This is a genomic window from Paracoccus marinus (assembly GCF_007018965.1).
In the GTDB taxonomy this organism is placed as follows: domain Bacteria; phylum Pseudomonadota; class Alphaproteobacteria; order Rhodobacterales; family Rhodobacteraceae; genus Paracoccus; species Paracoccus marinus.
In genome coordinates this window covers 38,762-59,247 of the sequence record NZ_VJYZ01000025.1, presented here as the reverse complement: position 1 = coordinate 59,247, position 20,486 = coordinate 38,762, and the positions used below count along the sequence as shown (strand labels likewise).

The window sequence follows — 20,486 nt, the reverse complement described above, 5'->3', positions numbered from 1 at the left end:
AGTCAGGTCCTGCGGCCTTGAAGCAGGCAGGACGTGACGCGGCGTCGACATGAACTTCCAAATGGATGTCGCGTTAGGCGGCCAAGCGGTGACAGGCCCGCCCTTGATCTCGCAATCCGATCATGAGCGGATCGCAAACGGAGTCGCAATGGACATTGATTATGCCAGGTGGTCCCCGGATCTGGAGGTCCTGCAACCCGACGAGGCGCGGCTGACCGACGAGATCGTGTCGCAGATGGGCGCGGCCAATCTGGCGGCATTCGACCGCCACCGCCACGCGATCCGCGACGCCCATGCAAAAAGCCACGGCTTCCTGAAGGGCAGGCTGAGGGTCCATGACGACCTGCCCGCGCATCTGCGTCAGGGCATCTTTGCCGAGCCCGCCACCTATGACGTAATCGCCCGCCTGTCATCGGCGCCCGGAGACATCCACAGCGACGAGGTTCCCGCCCCCCGTGGCTTTGCGATCAAGATCCTGGACGTCCCGGGCGCGCGCCTTGCCGGAGAGGAGCCGGGCCGGAACCAGGACTTCCTGATGGTCAACTTTCCCGTTCTCGCTTTCGGGACGGTGCAGAAATACAAGAAGATGCTGGGTTTGTTGGAAAAGAATGCAAACGCCCCAGACTTCTTCCAGCGCATGGTCGCGGCCGCCGCTCGGGGAGCCGAGGATGTCGTCGAAGTCTTCGGCCGCGAACCCGGCGCAACCCTGCAGGGGCTGGCGCGCGACAACGCCAATCTGCTGGGCGAAACCTATCACACCCAGGGCGCGCTGCGTTTCGGCGACTACATCGGCAAGATTTCGCTCGCGCCCGCGTCCAAGAATGTCCGCGCGCTGACGGGCAGGATCATCAAGGACGTGGACTTCTCGACCATGCGCGACCTGGTGGTGGACTTCTTCCGCGACCAGGGCGCCGAATACACGCTGCGCGTCCAGCTTGCGACTGACCTCGACAGGATGCCCATCGAGAATGCGGCCGTGCAGTGGGAGGAGGAGTCCTCGCCCCAGCAGTCGCTGGCGAGCCTGACCTTCGAGGCGCAGGACGCCTTTTCGCCCGCGCGGCGCGTCTATGGCGACGACGTGCTGCACTTCAACCCGTGGCAGTGCGTCGAGGCGCACCAGCCGCTGGGTTCGATCAACCGCATCCGGCGGGCCGCCTACGCGGCATCGACGCTGCGTCGCCACGAACTCAACGCTGTCGAGCGGCATGAGCCGGCAACGCTTGACGAGATCCCCGACTGACGACCGCGCCCGGCCCAGCAAGCCAGAAGGAGCCGTGCAATGGCCCAGAAGCACGAGACGAAAGACAAGCCCGAAGGCGCGAGCGCCGGCCCGGTCCAGACCGGCCCCGACCCGCGGCTGGAGGATGAAAACAGGTTGGCCGAAATCCGGCGCAAGATCGAGGAGGTCGCGAGCGATGCGCCGCAACTGGCCAAGATCGCGCTCGAAGCCATGGTCCGCCGCCACAATCCGGAACTGAAGGGCACGTCGCAGACCGCCGGGCGGGCCGGGCGACAGTCGGGCAACGTGTCGGAACTGACCGCCTTCGCCACGCTGAAGCCCGGCGGGGCCGAGCGGCTGCGCCGCATCTTCAACCTGACGAACGGCAACTTCGATGGCGCGCAGCGCGTCTCGACGCTGCACGACATGCGCTTCGTCTTCTTCGACAATGACACAAAGATCCTGTTCGCCACCACCTATGACGGCGACTGGGACGCCTATATTAACGATTTCGCGACCAAGATCCCCGAACTGATGGACCTGCTGTTCCAGTCGGTCGAGGGTTGGCCGGGCATTGCCGACCCGTCGGTCAAGGACTTCATCGCCAAGCACCAGATCGACGCCGCCGGCTGGTTCGTCGCCAACCCGCAGGTGACGGTCGTGGACGTGCGCCGCCTGCAGCGCATGGAAAAGGCCGTGAACGAGATGATGGACGAGGTGGCCGGAACCGACCTCGACAACAGCGGCCCGAAGGCGCTGAAAGCCTTCCTCGACAAGATGTCCCAGCCGGAGGGGGTGGATTACTGATGGCCCTGCTCTCCAGCCTCCGCAAACGCTTCCGCCGCGACCGGGTCAAGCTGCAGCTTGACGACATCCAGGGCCTGATCCTGCGGTCGCGCCCGGAGCCATATGTAGGCATCCATGCGATGCTGCATGTGGACGATGCCAGTGGCGGGCGCGACCTGCTGGGCCGCCTGGCCGAGCACGTCCCCTCGGCCGAGGACTGGACCAACGAGATGGAATCCTGGGTCGGCGTGGCAATCAGCCACGAGGGGTTGAAGGCGCTCGGCCTGCCCGAGGAGTCGCTGTCGAGCTTTCCGCTGCCCTTCCGCCAGGGCATGGCCGCGCGGGCCGAGATGCTGCGCGACTTCGGCGAGAACGCACCGGAGACATGGGAAGAGCCGTTCAAGCCCGGCACGCTGCACATCGCGTTGACCATCTTCGCCGCCGACGAGGCGGCGCGCGACAAGGCCGTGGGCAAGGCCATGGCCGAACTTGAGCGCTCCAGCGGCGTCACGCTGGTCGCCACCCATGAGTTCGGCGCGGACGAGGATGCCGAGAATCCCTTCGGCTTCCGTGATGCTATCGCCCAGCCCAACATCGCGGGCAGCGGCGTGGACCCGCTGCCGGGCGACGGCCCGGCCATCGCCGCGGGCGAGTTCATCCTGGGCGAGAACAGCGAGACGGGCCAGCCTCTCGGCGTGCCGCAACCGCCGGAACTGGGGCGCAACGGAACCTATGTCGTCCTGCGCAAGTACAACAGCCGCGTCGGCGCCTTCAACGACTTCCTGCGCGAACATGCCGAGAGCGAGGAGGCTCAGCACCTGCTCGCGGCCAAGATGGTCGGCCGCTGGCGCAGCGGCGCCCCCCTGATCCTGTCGCCCGACCACGACGACGAAGACTTGGGTGCCGACCCCGAACGCAACAACGATTTCACCTTCAGGGACGACCCGAAGGGGCTGCTCTGCCCCTATTCTTCGCATATCCGCCGACTGAACCCGCGCGACAGCAGCATGACGATCCTGACAGATGTGAACATCAAGCGCATCATCCGCCGCCCTTCGACCTTCGGCCCCAAATGGACATCCGATGTCACAGCCGCGGATGACGGCAAGGACGCCCGCGGGCTCTTCTTCATCTTCATCAGCGCGCGCGCCTATGACACGATCGAGTTCCTACAGCAGGAGTGGATCAACCGCGGCAACTTCATCGACCTCGGGGGAGAACTCGACCCGATCGTGGGCCTGCACGAAGAGCCGGGCACCTTCACTATCCCCGACGAACCCGCTCGCCGCCGCGTGAACGGCGTGACCACTTTCAACCGCCTGCGCGGCGGAGAATACATGTTCATGCCCTCGATCTCGGCACTGAAATGGATCGCGAAAGGAGAGTGGGTCGGTTCCTGATCCGCTTTCCGGCCTGTCTTCGCAAGCCTCGCCCTGCTTCAGGATGAACGCCTTCTGCGCCTCGGTGAACTTCGACGCCTTCTGATCCTCTAGCGGTGAGAGACAGTTGTCCCTTTCGACGAACTTTTTATTGATAAATAACAGCCATTTAAGTACCTGGGAGAACCCCCGACCCGCGACGGACAGCCTCGCGGACTTCTCTGGGGCTGAGCGGGATGTCGCAATGTCCCGGTTCCAAGCGTTGCGCCCCCACGTCCAGGACGGTGCCACCCTGACCGAAGCGCGGATCGAGCGCCGCGGGAAACCCGGAATGATCGTCAGCGACAACGGGACAGCTCAGGCCGCAAGTTGTGGTGACTAACGAAGAACGCGACCGCAGCGGACTGCGGTCGCGTCAGGATGCCGTGCCGCGTCAGGCGCGTGTCACTCGGCCGGAACCAGACCAGCCGGCCCCATCCCGGTATCCCGCGCCGGGGCCGGGGCGGCCTCGTGGATCAGGCCGCGGTCGACGGACTGCCGTTCGTCGGCGATGCGGTCGATCAGCACCTCGGCCCGCTCCATCGAGCCGAGCAGTGCCAGCAGCGCGCCCTTTTCGCCCGCCGGGATCGGACCCGAGTCGATGATCCGCCAGCGGATGTCCTCGAACTCGGCCTGACGGCTGTGGCCGGCGGGCATCCGCGGGGACAGATGCTCGCCCGTGACCAGCGGGGTCAGCGAGGCGTCCAGCCGGTCCATCGCGGCGTTCAGCAGGGACTGACCCTCGTCGCTGAACTTTTCGCGGCAGACGCGGCGGGCGATCTGGTGCAGCGACTCGCTGAGCGCGGCGGTGAAGTCCACCTCCTCGATGGTCGAGGCGACGAGGTCTTTCTGCGGACGCGACAGGCGGTCATCGAAGAGCTGCGCCGAATAGGCGCGGATCTCGCGCGACAGGGCGTCGGTCGCTTCGTGGTGCTCGGCCGGAGCCTTGGGCGCACCCGGACGCCCGCGGGCGATGTCCAGGAACAGGGCCGCCCCCGCCAGGGCGCGGCGCTGCTCCTGCTGCACCGCCGGCAGCGCCCGGCGGAAGTCGGCCAGCGCGCCTTTGTCAAGGAAGCGCGGGACCGAGTAATCCTCGATGTCCTCATCCTCGGTGCGGCCGACGCGCGACAGATAACGCTCGAACGTGTTCACGAAGGGGAACAGGATGATCACGTTGAAGATGTTGAAGAAGATCGAGAAGAGGCCGATCGCGACCGGGACCAGCGGATAGACCTCCTTGCCGTCGATCATCGTGGGCGTGCCCGGATCGCCGCCAAAGAAGCCCATCACCCAGGTCAGCACCTGGATCGCCGGATAGAACAGCGCCAGCACCACGATCACCCCAATGAAGTTGAAGGTAATGTGCGCATAGGCGGTGCGCTTGGCGTTCTTGGACAGGTTCAGCGAGGCGATCCAGCTGGTGATCGTCGTGCCGAGGTCGGCGCCGATGGCAAAGGCGATGGCCGTCTGCCAGTCGAGGATCCCCGAGCTGCCAAGACCCATCACGATGCCGATGGTGGCCGAGGACGAGTGGATCAGCGCCGTGACCAGCGCCGCGATCAAGGCGCACGAGATGACGCCGGTATAGCTCGAGGCGTCCAGATGCGAGATCAGGTCCATGACCTCGGGCATCGAGCGCAGCGGCTTGAGACCGCCGGTCATCAGGTTCAGGCCATAGAAGATCAGCGCAAAGCCCATGCAGGCCAGCGCCACGTTGCGCCACTTGTCCGACTTGGCGAAGCAGTAGATCGTCGCGAAGATCCCGCCGAAGAACAGGCCCAGCGGCCCCAGCGGCAGGGCGATCAACCCGTTGCCCAGCGTGGTGCCGACGTTGGCGCCCATGATGACGCTGATCGCGCTGCGCAACGTCAGAACGCCCGCGTTCACCAGACCCACGGTCATCACGGTCATCGCCGTGGACGACTGGATGATCCCGGTGATGATGGTCCCCGCCATGACGCCTTTGATTGGCGTGCCGGCGGCGCGGGCGAGGAAGGCCCGCATCTTGTTCACGGACAGGGCCTGGATGCCGTTGGCCATGAACTCGAGCCCCAGCAGGAACAGCCCGAGGCCGCCCACCACTGGAACGATGATTTCCTTGAAGACGTCGATTTCCATGGTGGGTCTCAGCTGTTGGGGGTCGGAGTGCCGGAAAGCTGCTGACGCGCCGGCCCCGAGGCATCGGCCGGCAGCGGCAGGTAGCCCAGGGACTCGGAGGCGCCAGCGCCCCGGTCGATGACGAAGTCCAGCAGCGTACGGGTGGCTGCCGTGGTGTCGCGGTCGGCGCGCACGAAAGCATGGATCGCGGTGGTCAGCGGATAGGCCTCGGGCGCGGCGGCGCGGGCCATGGCGTCGGGGGCCGGCGCCGCCCAGTCGACCGCCGACAGCGCGGCGCGCAGGCCGGGGGCGTCCGGCAGGACCGCCTGCCCCGCGGCATTGCGCAGCGCGGCTACGGTCAGCCCGGCGCGGCGGGCTTGACCGGCCTCGACATAGCCGATGGCGCCGGGGGTCGCGGTCAAGGCCGCGATCATGCCGCGGCTGCCGTCGGCGGCCTGACCGCCGGGCCAGGTCAGCTGCGGGCCGACACCGGGGCCGCCCGCCCAGTCGGGGCTGAAGGCCGCCAGCCACAGCGACAGCGCGTTGGTCGACCCCGACCCGTCGCCGCGATGGACGGCGACGATCGGCGTGTCGGGCAGCGTAACGCCGGGGTTCAGCGCCGCCAGCGCCGGGTCCGACCAGCGCGTGATGCGGCCCTGATAGATGGCGGCAAGCGTCGGCGCGTCCAGCGTCAGGCCGGTGACGCCGTTCAGGTTCGCCGCCACCGCCACCGCGCCCGCGGCCAGCGGCAGTTGCCGGAACGGCCCCTCGGCCAGCGCCTCGGGCGTCAGCCCATAGTCGGCCAGCGCAAAATCGACGCGCCCTTCCCTGAGCAGGTTCAGCCCGCCCATCGAGCCGAGCGGCTGGTAATCCAGCCCTGCCGAGCCGTCCACGACCCAGTCCGAGCCGGTCGCCTTGACCCGCGCCGGGTTGTCGGCGTTGCGGAAGTTGCGCCAGTCACCGGCGGCCCGCTCAATCAGCGGCTGGGCCAGCGACGATCCGGCGCCGCGCGGTTGATCCGGTCCGCCCTGCCACAGCAGCAGAGCAACTGCCGCCACGGCCAGCGCGATGAGCAAAGGCATGACGATCGCGCGTCTGCGAGCCTCGGGCGTCTTGGCGACGGGAATTCCATTGTCAGGTGAGCCAAGCATCACGATGTCCCGTTGCTGTTCAGGCCGTCGTTTTAGGCTTCCTTTGTGACGAGAACGTGAACCTTGCGTGTTAAGCTGGCAGTATCTGCCAACCAGTTGCCACGGCGCGCGTGGCCTGCTGCGGCTCGAGAAGATATGTGAGTTGCTACTCGAACCCGCATTTTTCCCGTCGTAAATCCTTGATCTGTCATCGTAGCGTGCCGCCCACGCTCATTCCGAGTCAAATCAATCGCGTTGCCCCGCGCGTCTGGCTGTCAGTCCCCAGCATGCCGAGCCCGCAATTAGCGCTTGAGCCTCTCACCCGCTTGATCGCGGCCCGCGCTCCTGCGACATGACCCGGTGTCGACCTCTGGTCGGTCCGGTAGTGCCGGGGTCCTTCGGGGCCGAAGCCATCCGTGCATCAGGCACACGAGCAAGTCCTCGAAAGAGGCATCCTTCTCTGACCTTCGGGTCGGGTGGATAAGGAACCGGCCACTCCGCCGAGAGCCTCAGCCAAAGACTCTGGACCGGGACCACCGCCACAAGCGGTCGTTACCGGTGAAAACCTCGGCCCGAGATATTGTGAGATGGGCGTTGCCCAGTCCGAGACGCGTTTGTGCGAGGAGGTCCATCTGAACCTTGCTTACCGGTGGTTCTGCCGGCTTGGACTCGAAAGTCGCGTTCAGGACCGGTCGAGCTTATCGAAGAACCGGCACGGTCGCTTCGCTGCGGGCAATGTCCTGCGGACGGTAATCGAGCTGGTGGTCCGGCGCTGCATTGATGCCGGCCTGGTCGGCGGGGCAGGTGCGCTCGCCGATCGCAAACAGTCGATCGCTTGGAGCCCTCGTGAGGGGCACCATAATCGGTCGTTTCAGACCCCGCAAGCCCTGCCATGACCGCATCGCCAGCCACTTCTACCGTATCTCCAAGGCCCCTCATGCCCTAAGATTGCAACGCAGCAGCTGACTGGGGCACGCCCAGGTAGTTCCAGTCTCACGACGATCGAGGAGGCCTATGTGATCGCACGTTTTCCGCGCTGATTGACAATGCCCAGATGCTGGTGTTTCCGGCGGGCCACCCCACGCTGGGGCTCATCTGGAGCGATGAGCATGTAGCACAGGGCTTCGCCTGGAACGACAATGTCGTATGCCACGCGGCTCCTGTCGGCCGATGCGCATTTCGGCGCCCGCGCTCCGGCCGACCTGCCGCTGCGGGATCTCGTGCGCCTCTACGCCGCCGGGCGAGACGGGATCGCGGCGCTGGAGCCGGACCTGATCGGCGAGCACGAGATCCTGATGTCGGGCGACGAGGACATGGTGGATGCCTGCCGCGCCTGGATGGAAGCGCTTCTGTCGCTGGCGGGCGAAGGAGGCGAGGAAATCGCCGATCTTCTCGAAAGCGTCCTGGCGCTGGAGCGGCGACACTGGCGGCGGGTCGATGCGACGCTGGCCGAGGGCAGCGACCGCGAGGCGGCGATGCGGCGCGGGCTCGGGCAGGTGACGGCCGTGGGCGGGGTCGAGACGCGGCGGGATCCTTCGGCATCCCCGACCACGATGGCGGGTGTCTGGTCGAGCTTTACGCAGGTCCGTATCAGGGTCCGGCGCCTGACGCGCTCTGGGCCGTTCAAGTACCGTTCACGGTGGCCGAGCCGGTGCTCGTGGGCTCGGTGTGCGAGACCCACCCGGTGGCCGTTCCCGAAGGCATCTACGATCTCGTCTTCGAGGCGCTTCCGGGCGCGGGCGGCTATATCTTCACCCTGCGCCTGACCTTCGCACCCACGCGCGAGGGAACGTTCCGCATCGTGCGCCGTGGCGGCGACATCACGGCCGACCAGGTTCTTCGTGCTACCGCCGAACCGGCGCTGTGAGCCAGCCCCGCACGATCGAGTATCCGTCTTGGTCAAGGGCGGTCAGGCAGCCAATCTCGCCTTTCGCGCAGCAAGGTGTTTGCAAGGACGATGATGCGCCGCATAATGGCCGTTATGGCGACTTTCTTCGCTTTGCCGGCCTTTAGCAGCTGCTGATACTTGGCGTGGAGGTCCCGGTTGAAACGAATGGCGACAAGTGCGGGCATGTAGATCGCGCGCCGAATTGATGACCGACCTCCGGTGATCCGCTCCTTGCCCTGCCACTTTCCAGATTGCTGCGTCATGGGCGCAAGTCCGGCGAGAGCGGTGATCTTCTTGCCCTCGAGGTGCCCAAGCTCCGGCATGTCGATCAGCATGGTGGTCGCGGTCAGACGACCAATCCCCGGAATGGTCATCAAACGGCGGATGCGTTCTTCAAGGGTTCCATCTGCAAGGCGCGGCCGCAAGCGTGAGTGCCTTACCCCCGCTGATGCTTTTCCGGTGGCTCGCATCATAGTAAAATCAACGACTTTCGCCCCAGAGAAGGTTCGACCGCAGTCGCGTTCGCTCCGCCACCTTCCCCTACCAAGCCACACGCCACTTACCGCTCGGTCGCGCCTTTCCCGGCCGTGATACGCGCCCGGAACCGTTCCACCCGCGCGGTGCGCGTCGCGGAAGTCTTCGCCGACGACAGCGCGATCACGTAGCTTCGTTGCCGCCCCGGCGTCAGCGCGGCGAACGCCTCGGCAAGGTCCGGGTCGGCGTCCAGCGCGTCGACGAGTTCGTCTGGCAGGTCAAATTCGACCTTGTCGCGTGTGGGGCGCAGCCCGGCGGCGGCGTTGCCGATCGCCTGGGCCAGCAGATCCCGGATCTCCGCTTCGAGTTCGGTCACCCGCGCGGCCGAGGTGAAGCGGATGCTGTCGGGGTGGCGGGTGTTCGGGCCCTGACGCTCCAGCAGCCCGGCGGCGTCGTTCAGCAGCGCCGCGTCAAAGAAGTTCAGGCGGAAGTCGCCCTTGAGCGCGCCGATCAGGGCGATGTTGCGGTCGCCGCGCATGTAGCAGGGATGGCCCCACTTCACGACCTCGGTCAGGCCCGCGCCACGGCAGATCGCCCGCAACCGCGACAGGCCGTCGGACCAGATCAGCGCCGAGCAGTCGGCGGTGTCGAACCGCGCGCATCGGCCGCAGCCATGGGCGAAGAAATCCTCGATCTCGGTGATCATGCTTGCCCCCGGAGCTGGCGACGCCTTCGGGGTAGCGCGCATGCGAAAGGGGCGCAACGATCCGTTGCGCCCCCGTCCTTTGCCTTGCTGGCCGCTTACTGCAGCTTGAAGGTCCAGTAGAGCGTCTCGCCCGAGCTGTCGTCCACACCGTCGTTGTCGGTCGCGACATGCACGGTCCCGTCCGGCGCGATCGCCATCCCCTCGACCTTGTCCATGACATAGCCATTCGCGGCCTTCAGGTCGGGGATCAGGTCGCGCACGACTTCCTTGGTGACGACGGGCAGGTCGCCGCCTAGGGGCGCGGGCTTCAGGTCGGACAACGCCACGCGGGTGATCTGCTTCAGCGCGGCCGCCTCGCCGATCAGGTTGTCGCGTTCCAGGACGTACAGGTCGTCGCCGTGGATCGCGATTTCCGACAGGCCGACCCAGCCGTCGCCGCTTTCCAGCGGGTAGCGCACGCCGGCCCATTCGCCCGAGGCGGGATCAAGCTGCAGAAGCTTGGTCTGGCCCTTGGGATCGTCCTTCCATTCGCGCTGCACCGCGAGCCACAGCTTGCCGTCGTGGACCGCCACGCCCTCGAACCCGAAGCGGGTCGCGCCTTCGGCGAGCGTGTCGGGCAGGGGGAAGTCCTGCGTGATCGCGCCCGATGCGTCCACGTGCAGGACGGCGTGCGGCACCTCGTTCTCGGCGTCGCCTTCCGAGGCGAGCCAGAACCCGCCGTCGCCGTCTGCGGCGATCCCCTCCAAGTCCAGCTTTTCGGCCGGCGCGCCATCGCGGGTGACAGTGGTGCGGGCGGTGATGCGGGCCGGGGTGGCCGAGGCGTCGATGGTATAGATCGACGGCATCGCGTCATAGGCGCTGTCGCTGACGGCGAAAAGCTGCGTCGGCGTCGCGGGATCGACGGTCAGGCCCGACAGCGCGCCCCAGCCAAGGGAGCCGTCGCTTCCCTCGGAGCGGATCGTGGGCCAGCTGGCCGCGGCGTCGCCCGCCTGAAACAGCATCACATGGGCGCGCGCCGCGCCATCCTCGCCCAGGTCGGTCTCGTTCGCGGTGGCGAACAGGCCGCGCTGCGGGATCGCGACCAGCCCCTCGGGGCCGATCCCCGAGGGGAGGAGTTGCAGCAGCTTCGGCGCGGCCGGGTCGGCCACGTCGTAGACGCCGACGATGCTGGCGCGTTCGGACGCCACGAACATCAGCTTCTGCCCGTTCCAGTCCGACACGATCACCGCCTCGGGCTCGGCACCCTTGGCGTCCGAGCGGCCTTCGGGATAGTGGCCAACCGCGACGATCGCCTTTTCGAACTGGCCCGCATCCTCGTAGGCGACGGTGCCGTCCTTGTTCCAGACGGTGAAGCTGCGGCTGCCGCCCTTCCAGTCGCCTTCGTTGGCGGTGACGAAATGGTCGGCGTCGATCCACGCGACAGCGTCCGGTTCGCGCAGGCGGCCCGGCTGGGTGCCGGTAAAGTCGAACCGGCCGTCATCCTCGGTGTCGATCCCGTCCAGGTCGATAGCGCCCGCGCTGAAGGACGAGGCGACCTTGCCGTCGGTGCCGATGATCGCGATGTGGTTGTTTTCCTGAAGCGTGACGACGATCTCGCCGGCGTCGTTGAACGCCACGTATTCGGGTTCTGGATCGTCGCCCGCGACCTCGGCGATGCCGGTCAGGTCGACCTTGGTCAGCCCGGCGCAGTCGGCGCGCCCGTCCTTGACCGGGACGGTCACGACATAGCCCGCCGGCATCTGCGGCAGGTCGCCGTCGTTCACGTCCTCGTCGCGCTCGTTTTCGATCGCGACGGCCAGCATCGATCCGTCCGCGTTCCGGGCAACCGAATCCGGCTGCCCGCCAAGGTCGCAGCTTTCGGCCACGGTGCCCGAGGCAAGGTCCACGGTGCGCAGCGCGCCCGACGGCGCGGTGAACGATTCCGACGTGTTCACGCCCACGAAGGCGGTGTTGCCGATGACAACGGTCGTGGTCGGCTCACCGTCCATGGCGATGTTGCCGAGCGGTTTGGGCGCGGCGGGATCGGTGATGTCGATGCGGCCGATCACGCCCAGGGGGCTGTCCGAATAGATCAGCGTGTTGCCGTCTTCCGTCGCGGTCATGATCTCGGCCGAGGTCTCGCGCGCGTTGTCCTCGCCCTCGGCCATGTTGGCGGTCGTGGGGAACGATGCGACGCGGTTGAACACCGGGTCGGCAAGCGCGGGCGTCGCGGCGACGAGCGCCAGGACGGAGCAAAGGGAGAGGGGCAGTTTCATCGGATTACCTCGCGGGGGACGGACGGAAGCGTTGTCCGCGTCTGCTGCGAAGGTGCCGTGAAGAAATTGCGACCGTTGCGTAACAACGATGATCGCAGAGATGTGGCGCGGGCAGGCGATCCGCCCGCGCCACGAAGGTTCGGCTCAGATGAAGTCGAACACGTCGCTCAGCAGGATGCGGTCGCCGCCGCCAAGGTCCAGAAGCGTGCCGCCCGCAACCTCGGTCGCGTGATAGCTGCGACCGCCCAGTTGCAGCACGTCGATGCCAGTGTCGAAGCCCAGCACCGTGTCGGCGCCGTCGCCGCGCGCGAACACCAGCGTGTCGCGCACGTCGTCGCCCGGCGCGCGCATGTTGTAGTAATCCGCGTTGGCTGAGATCAGGTCGTTGCCGCGCCCGCCGGTAATGGTGTCGCTGCCCGCGCCGCCTTCCAGCGTGTCGCTGCCGTTCGACCCCATCAGCACGTCGTTGCCCCAGCGGGTGTTGAAGTGGATGCCGCGCGCGTTCAGCGCGACGTTGGCGCTGGCGGCCGACACGAAGTCGTTGCCCTCGTGCGACCAGGCGTTCTCGAACTCGTAGAAGCGGAGCGTGCTGGTGACGCCGCCCATGGTCGAGGTGGCGTGTCCGCTTTCGGCGGTGTCGAACCCGACCCGGACCCCGGTGCGAAAGTCGCCGTTCACGCCCCAGATGTTGATGAGGTCGCCGATGCCTTCGCCGGTCTCGCCGCCGTAGATGGTGTCGTTGCCGGCGGCCACGTTGTTGCCGAGCCCCCAGCGGATGTTCTCGTTCCCGGCGTCGCCGTAGATGAGGTCGTTGCCGGTGCTGGACTGGACGAAGTCGTCGCCCGAGCCGGCGCGGATGGTGTCGTTGCCGGTGCCGCCGTCCAGCACGTCGGCATAGGCCGACCCGGTGAGCACGTCGTGGCCGCCGCCGCCGTAGAACGACACGCCGTGCGTGGGCGTGCCGTCATGGGCGGCCGCAAGCTTGGCGCCGGCGGCCGAGATCGTGTCGTTGCCGTCCGACCCGTGCACCCGCTCGATCCCGCTGAAGGAAAGAGTGCGACCGGCGACAGTCGCGGTGCCGCTTTCGGTCGTCAGCAGCTTGACGTTCATGCCCTGCGTGCCGGTCAGGTACAGCCGGTCGCCGCCCGGGTTGCCGGCGTTGTAGGGGTTGGTGTCGTAGTGTTCGCCGGTGCTGCCCCCGCGCAGTGTGGCGTTCCCCGACGTGTGGGTCCAGTAAAGCAGGTCGTCCCCTGCAAGGGCGTCCACGGCGGCGCGGTAGGGCCCCCTGATGACGTCGTTCTGGTTCGTTGGCATGCAGTCCCTCGTTCGTGTGATTTCTTGCAGACGGCGCGGTCGGCCGGTCCGGGGCAGCCGCCTTCGGCTGCGAGCGACGGATGCCTAGCAGCTTGAGGTTCCATTGTTCATGACAGAACTTTCGCGTCGGCACGTTTGCGCCAGTCGCCCCGCGATGTTGGCGGATCGTCGCAAATCTGCAACTTCCGGTTGTCATCGGCCGCGGCGGCAACCTGCGCCGCGCGGGGCAGGGCGGCTCAGTCGCCGTCGTGCATGGCGATCACGGCCCTGACCGCGCGGGTCCAGCGGGCGTGCCGCGCCTCGCGCGTGGCGCTGTCCATCGCAGGCTCGAACCGGGCGTCGCGCTGCCAGCGCGCGTCGGTTCCGTCCGGGTCCGTTCCGTCCGCATCCGGGCCCGCGCAGAGCCCCGCCTTCCATGCGGCAAGCCAGGCCGCGCCGCGCACGGTCGTCTCGCGGTCCACGGGGCGGTCCACCGGCGCGCCGATCACGTCGGCAAGCGCCTGCATGGCGGGATCGGACGCCGTCATCCCGCCGTCCACGCGCAGCACGGAATCGCCCAGCGACGGCCAGTCGCGCTGCATGGCAAGCGTCAGGTCGCGGGTCTGGAACGCCACGCTTTCCAGCGCCGCAAGCGCCAGTTCGGCCGGTCCCGTGCCGCGCGTCAGGCCAAAGATCGCGCCGCGCGCCTGCGGCACCCACCAGGGCGCGCCAAGGCCGGTAAAGGCGGGGACCATGATGACCTGCTGCGCGCGGTCGGCGCGGGCGGCGAGCGCCGCCGTCTCGGACGCCTCGCGGATCAGGCCCAGACCGTCGCGCAGCCACTGGACGACCGCGCCCGCGACGAAGATCGACCCCTCCAGCGCATAGGTCGGCTTGCCGTCCAGCTGATAGGCGATGGTGGTGAGCAGCCGGTTCTGCGACCGGACGGCGGTGTCGCCGGTGTTGAGAAGCGCGAAGCAGCCGGTGCCGTAGGTGGCCTTTATCATGCCGGGCGAAAAGCACGCCTGACCGACCGTCGCCGCCTGCTGGTCGCCCGCGATCCCCAGGATCGGGATCTCGCGCCCGAACAGGTCGGCGCGGCTCATCCCGAACTCGGCCGCGCTGTCGCGCACCTCGGGCAGCATCGCACGGGGCACGTCGAAAAGCGCGCACAGATCGTCCGACCAGTCGCCGCGCCGGATGTCGTAAAGCATGGTGCGCGAGGCGTTGGTGGCGTCGGTCACATGCGCCCGCCCGCCCGTCAGCCGCCAGGTCAGGAAGCTGTCGACGGTCCCGAACGCAAGGTGCCCGGCGTCGGCCGCCGCGCGGGCGCCGTCCACGTGGTCGAGTATCCACGCCACCTTTGTCGCGCTGAAATAGGGATCGAGCAGCAGGCCCGTCGCCTCGCTCACCGCAGACTCGTGGCCCTGTTCCTTCAGCCGCCCGCACAGGTCAGCCGTGCGCCGGTCCTGCCAGACGATCGCGTTGTGGATCGCGCGGCCGGTGCGGCGGTCCCACACGACCGTCGTCTCGCGCTGGTTGGTGATGCCGATCGCGGCGAGCGCGGGGTTGCCCGCCTTTTCGATGGCCGCGCGGGCGGTCGCCGCGGTCGTGGCCCACAGGTCTTCGGGATCGTGCTCGACCCAGCCCGAGCGGGGGAAATGCTGCGGAAACTCCTGCTGCGCGCTGGCGCGGGGGGTCAGGTCGTCCGCGAAGATCACGGCGCGGGACGAGGTCGTGCCCTGGTCGATGGCAAGGATGGCCAAGCGCGTTCTCCGTCGTGCCGTTCGCGAATGAAAAGGGGGCCCGGCGCGCGGGCCCCCGTGGTCTGCAAGCGGATCAGTTCTGCCAGCTTTTCACCAGCTCGTCGTAGCTGATGGTTTCAGGCTGCGGATCCTCGTTGTCGAGCTTCATCTGCGGCGCGATGCTGCCGTTTTCCTTGGCGTAGTTGTTCCACCACGCAAGGTCGTGCTCGTCGGCCATCTTGGGGCCGATGTCGCCCTGGACGCCGGCGCGTTCCAGACGCTCCAGCACCTTTTCCTGCTCGGCGCACAGGCTGTCCATCGCCTCCTGCGCGGTCTTGGCGCCAGATGCCGCGTCGCCGATCGCCTGCCACCAGAGCTGCGCGAGCTTGGGATAGTCCGGAACGTTGGTGCCGGTCGGCGACCAGTTCAGGCGGGCGGGCGAGCGATAGAACTCGACCAGACCGCCCAGCTTCGGGGCGCGTTCGGTGAAGCTTTCGTCCTGGATCGTCGATTCGCGGATGAAGGTCAGCCCGACGTGGCTTTTCTTCACGTCCACCGTCTTGGACGTCACGAACTGCGCGTAGAGCCATGCGGCCTTGGCGTTGTCGTCGGGCGTGGATTTCAGCAGCGTCCACGCGCCCGCGTCCTGGTAGCCGAGCTTCATCCCGTCCTGCCAGTAGGCACCGTGGGGCGAGGGGGCGAAGCGCCATTTCGGCGTCCCGTCCTCGTTCACGACCGGCAGCCCTTCCTTGACGAAGTCGGCGGTGAAGGCGGTGTAGGTGAACATCTGCTGGGCGACCTCGCCCTGGCTCGGGACGGGGCCGCTTTCGCTGAAGGTCATGCCCTGCGCCGCCGGCGGGGCATAGGCCTTCATCCAGTCGAGGTATTTCTGGATCGCATAGACCGAGGCCGGGCCGTTGGTGTCGCCGCCGCGCGCCACGCAGCTGCCGACAGGGCGGCTGTTTTCGTCGACGCGGATGCCCCATTCGTCCACCGGCAGGCCGTTCGGGATGCCCTTGTCGCCGTTCCCGGCCATCGACAGCCACGCATCGGTGAAGCGCCACCCGAGCGAGGGGTCCTTCTTGCCGTAGTCCATGTGGCCATAGACTTTCTTGCCGTCGATCTCGCGGCCGGTGAAGAACTCGGCGATGTCCTCATAGGCCGACCAGGTGACCGGAACGCCCAGGTCGTAGCCGTACTTGGCCTTGAAGTCGGCCTTGTTCTGCTCGTCGTTGAACCAGTCGTAGCGGAACCAGTAAAGGTTCGCGAACTGCTGGTCGGGCAGCTGGTACAGGTTCTTGTCCGGCGCTGTGGTGAACGACTTGCCGATGAAGTCGTCGATGTCGAGCGTGGGCGAGGTCACGTCCTTGCCGCCGTTCGCCATCCAGTCGGTCAGGTTGCGCGCCTGCTGATAGCGCCAGTGGGTGCCGATCAGGTCGCTGTCGTTGACATAGGCGTCGTAGATGTTCTCGCCCGACTGCATCTGCGTCTGCAGCTTTTCCACCACGTCGCCTTCGCCGATCAGGTCGTGGGTGACCTTGATCCCGGTGATCGCGGTGAACGCGGGCGCCAGCACCTTGGATTCGTATTCGTGGGTGGTGATCGTTTCCGACACGACCTTGATCTCCATCCCCGCGAAGGGCTGGGCCGCGTCGATGAACCACTGCATCTCGGCTTCCTGGCCGGCGCGGTCCAGCGTGGAAAGATCGCCGATCTCGCTGTCGAGGAAGGTCTTGGCTTCTTCCATCCCGGCCAGCGCCAGGTTCGGCGCCCCGGTGGCCATCAGCGCAAGCGCGATGGCGGTCGTCAGGTGCAGTTTCATGTCGTTCCTCCCCAATGGGCCGTTCGGCCCGGTTTTCACACCCAGCGAAAGACCGCCGCGGCGTAGATCAGTGACAGGACCAGTCCCACCCAGCCCGGGGCTCCTCCAAACCCCTGCCAGGCAAGATTGACGAAGGCCGAGCCGAGCAGGCTGACGAACAGCCGGTCGCCCCGGGTCGTGGCGATGCCCAGGATGCCGCGGCGCGGCGTCTCGGGGAAGCGGATGGCGAGCCAGGTAAACGCCAGCAGCAGGGCCGCGATGACCCAGAAGAACAGCGCAGTCGGAAAGGTCCACGCCATCCACCCGCCGGGGTTCAGCGCGCCGGTCCATTCGCGCACGCCGTCCTCGGCCGGGACCAGCATCACCAGCCAGGCAAGCGCGCCCAGCATCAGCCCCGCCGCAACGGCGAAGCCCAGGTTCACGGCCGGCGACGGCCGTCTGGCGGCAGAGATGGTCATGGCGCGGTCCTCGGGTCGTGCAGTTCGCAGGCGCGGGCGTTGCGGATCATCAGGATGGCGGGCACGAAGATCAGCCAGAACCCCGACAGGGTGAACAGGGCGACCCCCGCAACGGCGAGCGCCAGCACCGACCAGCCGAGCCAGCCGGGCAGGTGGCCCACGCGCAGCTCGGTCCAGCGGGCGAGCGCCCCGAGCATCATCAGGACCGGGCCCGACACCATGAACCAGAACGCCGCCTGCCGCGGTCGCAGGGCCGGGTCGAGCGATGGCATCACGCTGTCGATAACGCCCGCGCGCGCGATTTCCGCCAGTTCGGCGCGGAACAGGAACAGCCCCGCGACCTCGTGGAACACGCCGATCGCCACCAGCAGCGTTCCGGCCAGCCCGGCCCGGACGCGGCGCGCCATCACACCCTCCCCAGGGCGAAGCCCTTGGCGATGTAGTTGCGCACGAACCAGATCACGAGCGCGCCCGGCACGATCGTCAGCACCCCCGCCGCCGCGAGGACGCCCCAGTCCAGACCGGACGCGCTGACCGTGCGGGTCATGGTGGCCGCGATGGGCTTGGCGTTCACGCTGGTCAGCGTGCGGCTGAGCAGCAGTTCGACCCAGCTGAACATGAAGCAGAAGAACGCGGCGACGCCGATCCCGCTGGCGATCAGGGGGGTGAAGATGCGTACGAAGAACTCGGGGAAGGAATAGCCGTCGATATAGGCTGTCTCGTCGATCTCGCGCGGGACGCCAGACATGAACCCTTCCAGGATCCATACCGCCAGCGGCACGTTGAACAGGCAATGCGCCAGCGCGACCGCGATGTGGGTGTCGAACAGCCCGACCGCCGAATAAAGCTGGAAGAACGGCAGCGCGAAGACGGCGGGCGGGGCCATCCGGTTCGACAGGAGCCAGAAGAACAGGTGCCGGTCGCCGAGGAAGCGGTAGCGGCTGAAGGCATAGGCCGCGGGCAGCGCTACCGCCAGCGAGATGGCGGTGTTCATCACCACATAGGTCAGGCTGTTGACGTAGCCCATGTACCAGCTGGGGTCGGTCAGGATCACGCGGTAGTTCCGCAGCGTCGGATCGGTCGGCCACAGGCTGAAGGCGCCCGTGATCTCGGCGTTGGTCTTGAAGCTCATGTTCACTAGCCAGTAGATCGGCAGCAGCAGGAACATCAGGTAGATCGTCATCACGACCGCCGAGCCCCAGCGCCGGTCCTCGCGCGCAACTGCCATCACGGCACCTCTCGCTGGGCGGTCATCACGGTGTAGAACACCCACGAGATCAGCAGGATCACGAGGAAGTAGATCAGGCTGAACGCCGCCGCCGGACCAAGGTCGAACTGCCCGATCGCCATCTTCACGAGGTCGATCGACAGGAAGGTGGTGGCGTTGCCGGGGCCGCCGCCGGTGACGACGAACGGCTCGGTATAGATCATGAAGCTGTCCATGAAGCGCAGCAGCACCGCGATCAGCAGGACGCCCGACATCTTCGGCAACTCGATGAAGCGGAACACGCCCCAGCGGCTCGCCTGGTCGATCCGCGCGGCCTGGTAGTAGGCGTCGGGAATGGATTGCAGGCCGGCGTAGCACAGCAGCGCGACAAGGCTGGTCCAGTGCCACACGTCCATGACGATGATCGTGGCCCAGGCGTCGATCGGGTCGTTGACGTAGTTGTAGTCGAACCCGAGCGCCGCGAGCGTGTGGCCGAGAAGGCCGATGTCCACCCGCCCGAACACCTGCCAGATCGTGCCGACCACGTTCCACGGGATCAGCAGCGGCAGCGCCATCAGGACGAGGCACAGGCTGGCCCAGAAGCCGCGCTTGGGCATGTTCAGCGCGATGAAGATGCCCAGCGGGATCTCGATCGCCAGGATGATGCCCGAGAACAGCAGCTGCCGCCCCAGCGCCGCGTGGACGCGGTCGCTTTCCAGCACGTCCTTGAACCAGCCGATGCCGTTCCAGAAGAACTCGTTGTTCCCGAACGTGTCCTGCACCGAGTAGTTGACGACCGTCATCAGCGGGATCACGGCGGAAAAGGCGACCAGCACAAGGACCGGCAGCACCAGGAACCATGCGCGGTTGTTGACGGGTTTTTCCATCAGGCGGCCCTTTCCTGCGGCTCGACCCGCCAGTCGTCGACGAACACCCCGATCCGCGCCGGATCCAGCGTGACCCGGTCCGCGTCCGCCGGAATCGGCGCGCCCTCGCCCTGAACCACGTTGAACGGCTGATCGCCCACGCGCCCGCGCAGGATGCGATGGTGGCCCACGTCCTCGACCCGCTCAAGCCGGAACGGGATGCCGTCGCCGCCGCCGGACAGGCGCGCCGCGTCGGGGCGGATGCCGATCTGCACCCGGCCCGCGTTCAGCCGGTAAGGCGCGGCGAGCGGCACGGCCGCACCCGCCACGCGCGCGGTCGCGCCGTCGACCTGCGCGTCCAGCAGGTTCATGCCGGGCGAGCCGATGAAGTAGCCGACGAAGGTGTGTTCGGGGCGATCGAACAGCGATTGCGGCGTGCCCGCCTGCACCACCCGCCCCTCGGACATGACGACGACCTCGTCGGCGAAGGTCAGCGCCTCGGTTTGGTCGTGGGTGACGTAGATCATCGTGTGCCCGAACTCGCGGTGAAGCGATTTCAGCTGCGTGCGCAGTTCCCACTTCATGTGCGGGTCGATCACCGTCAGCGGCTCGTCGAAGAGGATCGCGTTCACGTCGTGGCGCACCATCCCGCGCCCCAGGCTGATCTTCTGCTTGGCGTCGGCCGTCAGCCCCCGCGCGCGACGGTCCAGGGTCTCCTCCATCCCGATCATGGCCGCGACGCCGGCGACGCGGCGGGCGATCTCGGCCTCGGGGACGCCCCGGTTCTTCAGCGGAAAGGCGAGGTTCTGGCGCACTGTCATGGTGTCGTAGACGACCGGGAACTGGAACACCTGCGCGATGTCGCGGGCCGCCGTGGGCAGGTTGGTCACGTCCCGGTCGCCGAACAGCACCCGGCCGCGCGACGGCCGCACGAGGCCCGAGATGATGTTGAGAAGCGTGGTCTTGCCGCAGCCGGAACTGCCCAGAAGCGCGTAGGCGCCGCCGTCGCGCCACGTCAGCGTCATCGGCTTCAGCGCGTAATCCGCGTCACCGCGCGGGTGGCGGTCGTAGCTGTGGGCGAGGTCGTCAAGGGTGATGCGTGCCATGTGCTTGTCCCGTCCC

18 protein-coding genes and 1 pseudogene are annotated in these 20,486 nt (G+C 67.3%); 5 read left to right on the top strand and 14 right to left on the bottom strand.

Going from position 1 to position 20,486, the window contains the following annotated elements; translation table 11 throughout:
* Positions 1-148 precede the first annotated feature (148 nt).
* Genes FNF32_RS11790 through FNF32_RS11780 form a run of 3 tightly spaced genes read left to right on the top strand, consistent with a single transcriptional unit; the run spans position 149 to position 3,405 of the window.
* Positions 149-1,240 (top strand): catalase family protein, encoded by a 1,092-nt coding sequence (locus FNF32_RS11790; RefSeq protein WP_175558929.1) that lies wholly within the window; start codon positions 149-151, stop codon positions 1,238-1,240.
* Between the two features lie 39 nt (positions 1,241-1,279).
* Positions 1,280-2,026 (top strand): hypothetical protein, encoded by a 747-nt coding sequence (locus FNF32_RS11785; protein WP_221930718.1) that lies wholly within the window; start codon positions 1,280-1,282, stop codon positions 2,024-2,026.
* A complete protein-coding gene (locus tag FNF32_RS11780) occupies positions 2,026-3,405 on the top strand; it encodes a Dyp-type peroxidase (protein WP_131674844.1) in 1,380 nt (459 codons plus the stop codon). Before FNF32_RS11785 ends, FNF32_RS11780 begins: the two co-directional genes overlap by 1 nt.
* 423 nt (positions 3,406-3,828) lie before the next feature.
* Here the strand turns inward: FNF32_RS11780 and FNF32_RS11775 are convergent, their stop codons facing one another.
* Together FNF32_RS11775 and pstS are read right to left on the bottom strand one after the other, a co-directional pair.
* Positions 3,829-5,541, bottom strand: coding sequence for a Na/Pi cotransporter family protein (locus FNF32_RS11775; protein WP_131674843.1), 1,713 nt, complete (start codon positions 5,539-5,541; stop codon positions 3,829-3,831).
* 8 nt (positions 5,542-5,549) lie between these two features.
* Positions 5,550-6,602, bottom strand: a complete 1,053-nt coding sequence (pstS, locus tag FNF32_RS11770; protein ID WP_185961948.1) for a phosphate ABC transporter substrate-binding protein PstS — start codon at positions 6,600-6,602, stop codon at positions 5,550-5,552.
* Positions 6,603-7,228: 626 nt separating this feature from the next.
* Between pstS and FNF32_RS11765 the strand changes: the two are divergent.
* Positions 7,229-7,468, top strand: a pseudogene (locus FNF32_RS11765) (transposase); the annotation flags it as partial.
* Between the two features lie 273 nt (positions 7,469-7,741).
* On the opposite strand, the gene FNF32_RS15475 reads toward FNF32_RS11765, so the two are convergent.
* Positions 7,742-8,074 carry a hypothetical protein gene (locus tag FNF32_RS15475; protein ID WP_221930717.1) on the bottom strand — a complete coding sequence of 111 codons (333 nt, stop codon included), beginning with the start codon at positions 8,072-8,074 and terminating at the stop codon, positions 7,742-7,744.
* A gap of 215 nt (positions 8,075-8,289) precedes the next feature.
* Here FNF32_RS15475 and FNF32_RS15470 point away from each other — a divergent pair, with 215 nt between their 5' ends.
* Positions 8,290-8,517, top strand: coding sequence for a hypothetical protein (locus FNF32_RS15470; RefSeq protein WP_221930716.1), 228 nt, complete (start codon positions 8,290-8,292; stop codon positions 8,515-8,517).
* A gap of 32 nt (positions 8,518-8,549) precedes the next feature.
* On the opposite strand, the gene FNF32_RS15465 is transcribed toward FNF32_RS15470, so the two are convergent.
* From FNF32_RS15465 to FNF32_RS11700, 11 genes are all read right to left on the bottom strand, one after another.
* Entirely contained in the window at positions 8,550-8,912 is a 363-nt protein-coding gene (locus FNF32_RS15465) for a transposase (RefSeq protein WP_221930715.1), read from the bottom strand.
* Between the two features lie 185 nt (positions 8,913-9,097).
* Positions 9,098-9,718 (bottom strand): YdeI/OmpD-associated family protein, encoded by a 621-nt coding sequence (locus FNF32_RS11745; protein WP_131673825.1) that lies wholly within the window; start codon positions 9,716-9,718, stop codon positions 9,098-9,100.
* Positions 9,719-9,813: 95 nt separating this feature from the next.
* A complete protein-coding gene (locus FNF32_RS11740) occupies positions 9,814-11,973 on the bottom strand; it encodes an esterase-like activity of phytase family protein (protein WP_131673826.1) in 2,160 nt (719 codons plus the stop codon).
* A gap of 144 nt (positions 11,974-12,117) precedes the next feature.
* Positions 12,118-13,287: a hypothetical protein gene (locus FNF32_RS11735; protein ID WP_131673827.1), complete on the bottom strand. Its 1,170-nt coding sequence runs from the start codon at positions 13,285-13,287 to the stop codon at positions 12,118-12,120.
* A 236-nt stretch (positions 13,288-13,523) separates the two neighbouring features.
* Positions 13,524-15,032, bottom strand: a complete 1,509-nt coding sequence (glpK, locus tag FNF32_RS11730) for a glycerol kinase GlpK (protein WP_131673828.1) — start codon at positions 15,030-15,032, stop codon at positions 13,524-13,526.
* 73 nt (positions 15,033-15,105) lie between these two features.
* A complete protein-coding gene (locus FNF32_RS11725) occupies positions 15,106-16,833 on the bottom strand; it encodes an ABC transporter substrate-binding protein (protein WP_131673829.1) in 1,728 nt (575 codons plus the stop codon).
* A 35-nt stretch (positions 16,834-16,868) separates the two neighbouring features.
* Entirely contained in the window at positions 16,869-17,291 is a 423-nt protein-coding gene (locus tag FNF32_RS11720; RefSeq protein ID WP_246087806.1) for a DUF2160 domain-containing protein, read from the bottom strand.
* Positions 17,288-17,698, bottom strand: a complete 411-nt coding sequence (locus tag FNF32_RS11715) for a DUF6463 family protein (RefSeq protein ID WP_131673830.1) — start codon at positions 17,696-17,698, stop codon at positions 17,288-17,290. The genes FNF32_RS11720 and FNF32_RS11715 overlap by 4 nt, the downstream gene beginning before the upstream one ends.
* Complete coding sequence (locus tag FNF32_RS11710; RefSeq protein WP_131673831.1) at positions 17,698-18,519, bottom strand: carbohydrate ABC transporter permease; 822 nt, start codon at positions 18,517-18,519, stop codon at positions 17,698-17,700. The genes FNF32_RS11715 and FNF32_RS11710 overlap by 1 nt, the downstream gene beginning before the upstream one ends.
* Positions 18,519-19,385 (bottom strand): carbohydrate ABC transporter permease, encoded by an 867-nt coding sequence (locus tag FNF32_RS11705; protein ID WP_131673832.1) that lies wholly within the window; start codon positions 19,383-19,385, stop codon positions 18,519-18,521. Before FNF32_RS11705 ends, FNF32_RS11710 begins: the two co-directional genes overlap by 1 nt.
* Positions 19,385-20,470, bottom strand: a complete 1,086-nt coding sequence (locus tag FNF32_RS11700; protein WP_131673833.1) for an ABC transporter ATP-binding protein — start codon at positions 20,468-20,470, stop codon at positions 19,385-19,387. Before FNF32_RS11700 ends, FNF32_RS11705 begins: the two co-directional genes overlap by 1 nt.
* Positions 20,471-20,486: the final 16 nt, after the last annotated feature.

Coding starts and splice junctions, on each gene's coding strand:
- FNF32_RS11715 (WP_131673830.1), bottom strand. CDS start 17,698: ATGGCGCGCCGCGTCCGGGCCGGGCTGGCCGGAACGCTGCTGGTGGCG.
- FNF32_RS11735 (WP_131673827.1), bottom strand. CDS start 13,287: ATGCCAACGAACCAGAACGACGTCATCAGGGGGCCCTACCGCGCCGCC.
- FNF32_RS11745 (WP_131673825.1), bottom strand. CDS start 9,718: ATGATCACCGAGATCGAGGATTTCTTCGCCCATGGCTGCGGCCGATGC.
- FNF32_RS11780 (WP_131674844.1), top strand. CDS start 2,026: ATGGCCCTGCTCTCCAGCCTCCGCAAACGCTTCCGCCGCGACCGGGTC.
- FNF32_RS11720 (WP_246087806.1), bottom strand. CDS start 17,291: ATGACCATCTCTGCCGCCAGACGGCCGTCGCCGGCCGTGAACCTGGGC.
- FNF32_RS11785 (WP_221930718.1), top strand. CDS start 1,280: ATGGCCCAGAAGCACGAGACGAAAGACAAGCCCGAAGGCGCGAGCGCC.
- FNF32_RS11740 (WP_131673826.1), bottom strand. CDS start 11,973: ATGAAACTGCCCCTCTCCCTTTGCTCCGTCCTGGCGCTCGTCGCCGCG.
- FNF32_RS11705 (WP_131673832.1), bottom strand. CDS start 19,385: ATGGAAAAACCCGTCAACAACCGCGCATGGTTCCTGGTGCTGCCGGTC.
- FNF32_RS11700 (WP_131673833.1), bottom strand. CDS start 20,470: ATGGCACGCATCACCCTTGACGACCTCGCCCACAGCTACGACCGCCAC.
- pstS (WP_185961948.1), bottom strand. CDS start 6,602: ATGCCTTTGCTCATCGCGCTGGCCGTGGCGGCAGTTGCTCTGCTGCTG.
- FNF32_RS11710 (WP_131673831.1), bottom strand. CDS start 18,519: ATGGCAGTTGCGCGCGAGGACCGGCGCTGGGGCTCGGCGGTCGTGATG.
- FNF32_RS11790 (WP_175558929.1), top strand. CDS start 149: ATGGACATTGATTATGCCAGGTGGTCCCCGGATCTGGAGGTCCTGCAA.
- FNF32_RS11725 (WP_131673829.1), bottom strand. CDS start 16,833: ATGAAACTGCACCTGACGACCGCCATCGCGCTTGCGCTGATGGCCACC.
- FNF32_RS15465 (WP_221930715.1), bottom strand. CDS start 8,912: ATGACCATTCCGGGGATTGGTCGTCTGACCGCGACCACCATGCTGATC.
- FNF32_RS11775 (WP_131674843.1), bottom strand. CDS start 5,541: ATGGAAATCGACGTCTTCAAGGAAATCATCGTTCCAGTGGTGGGCGGC.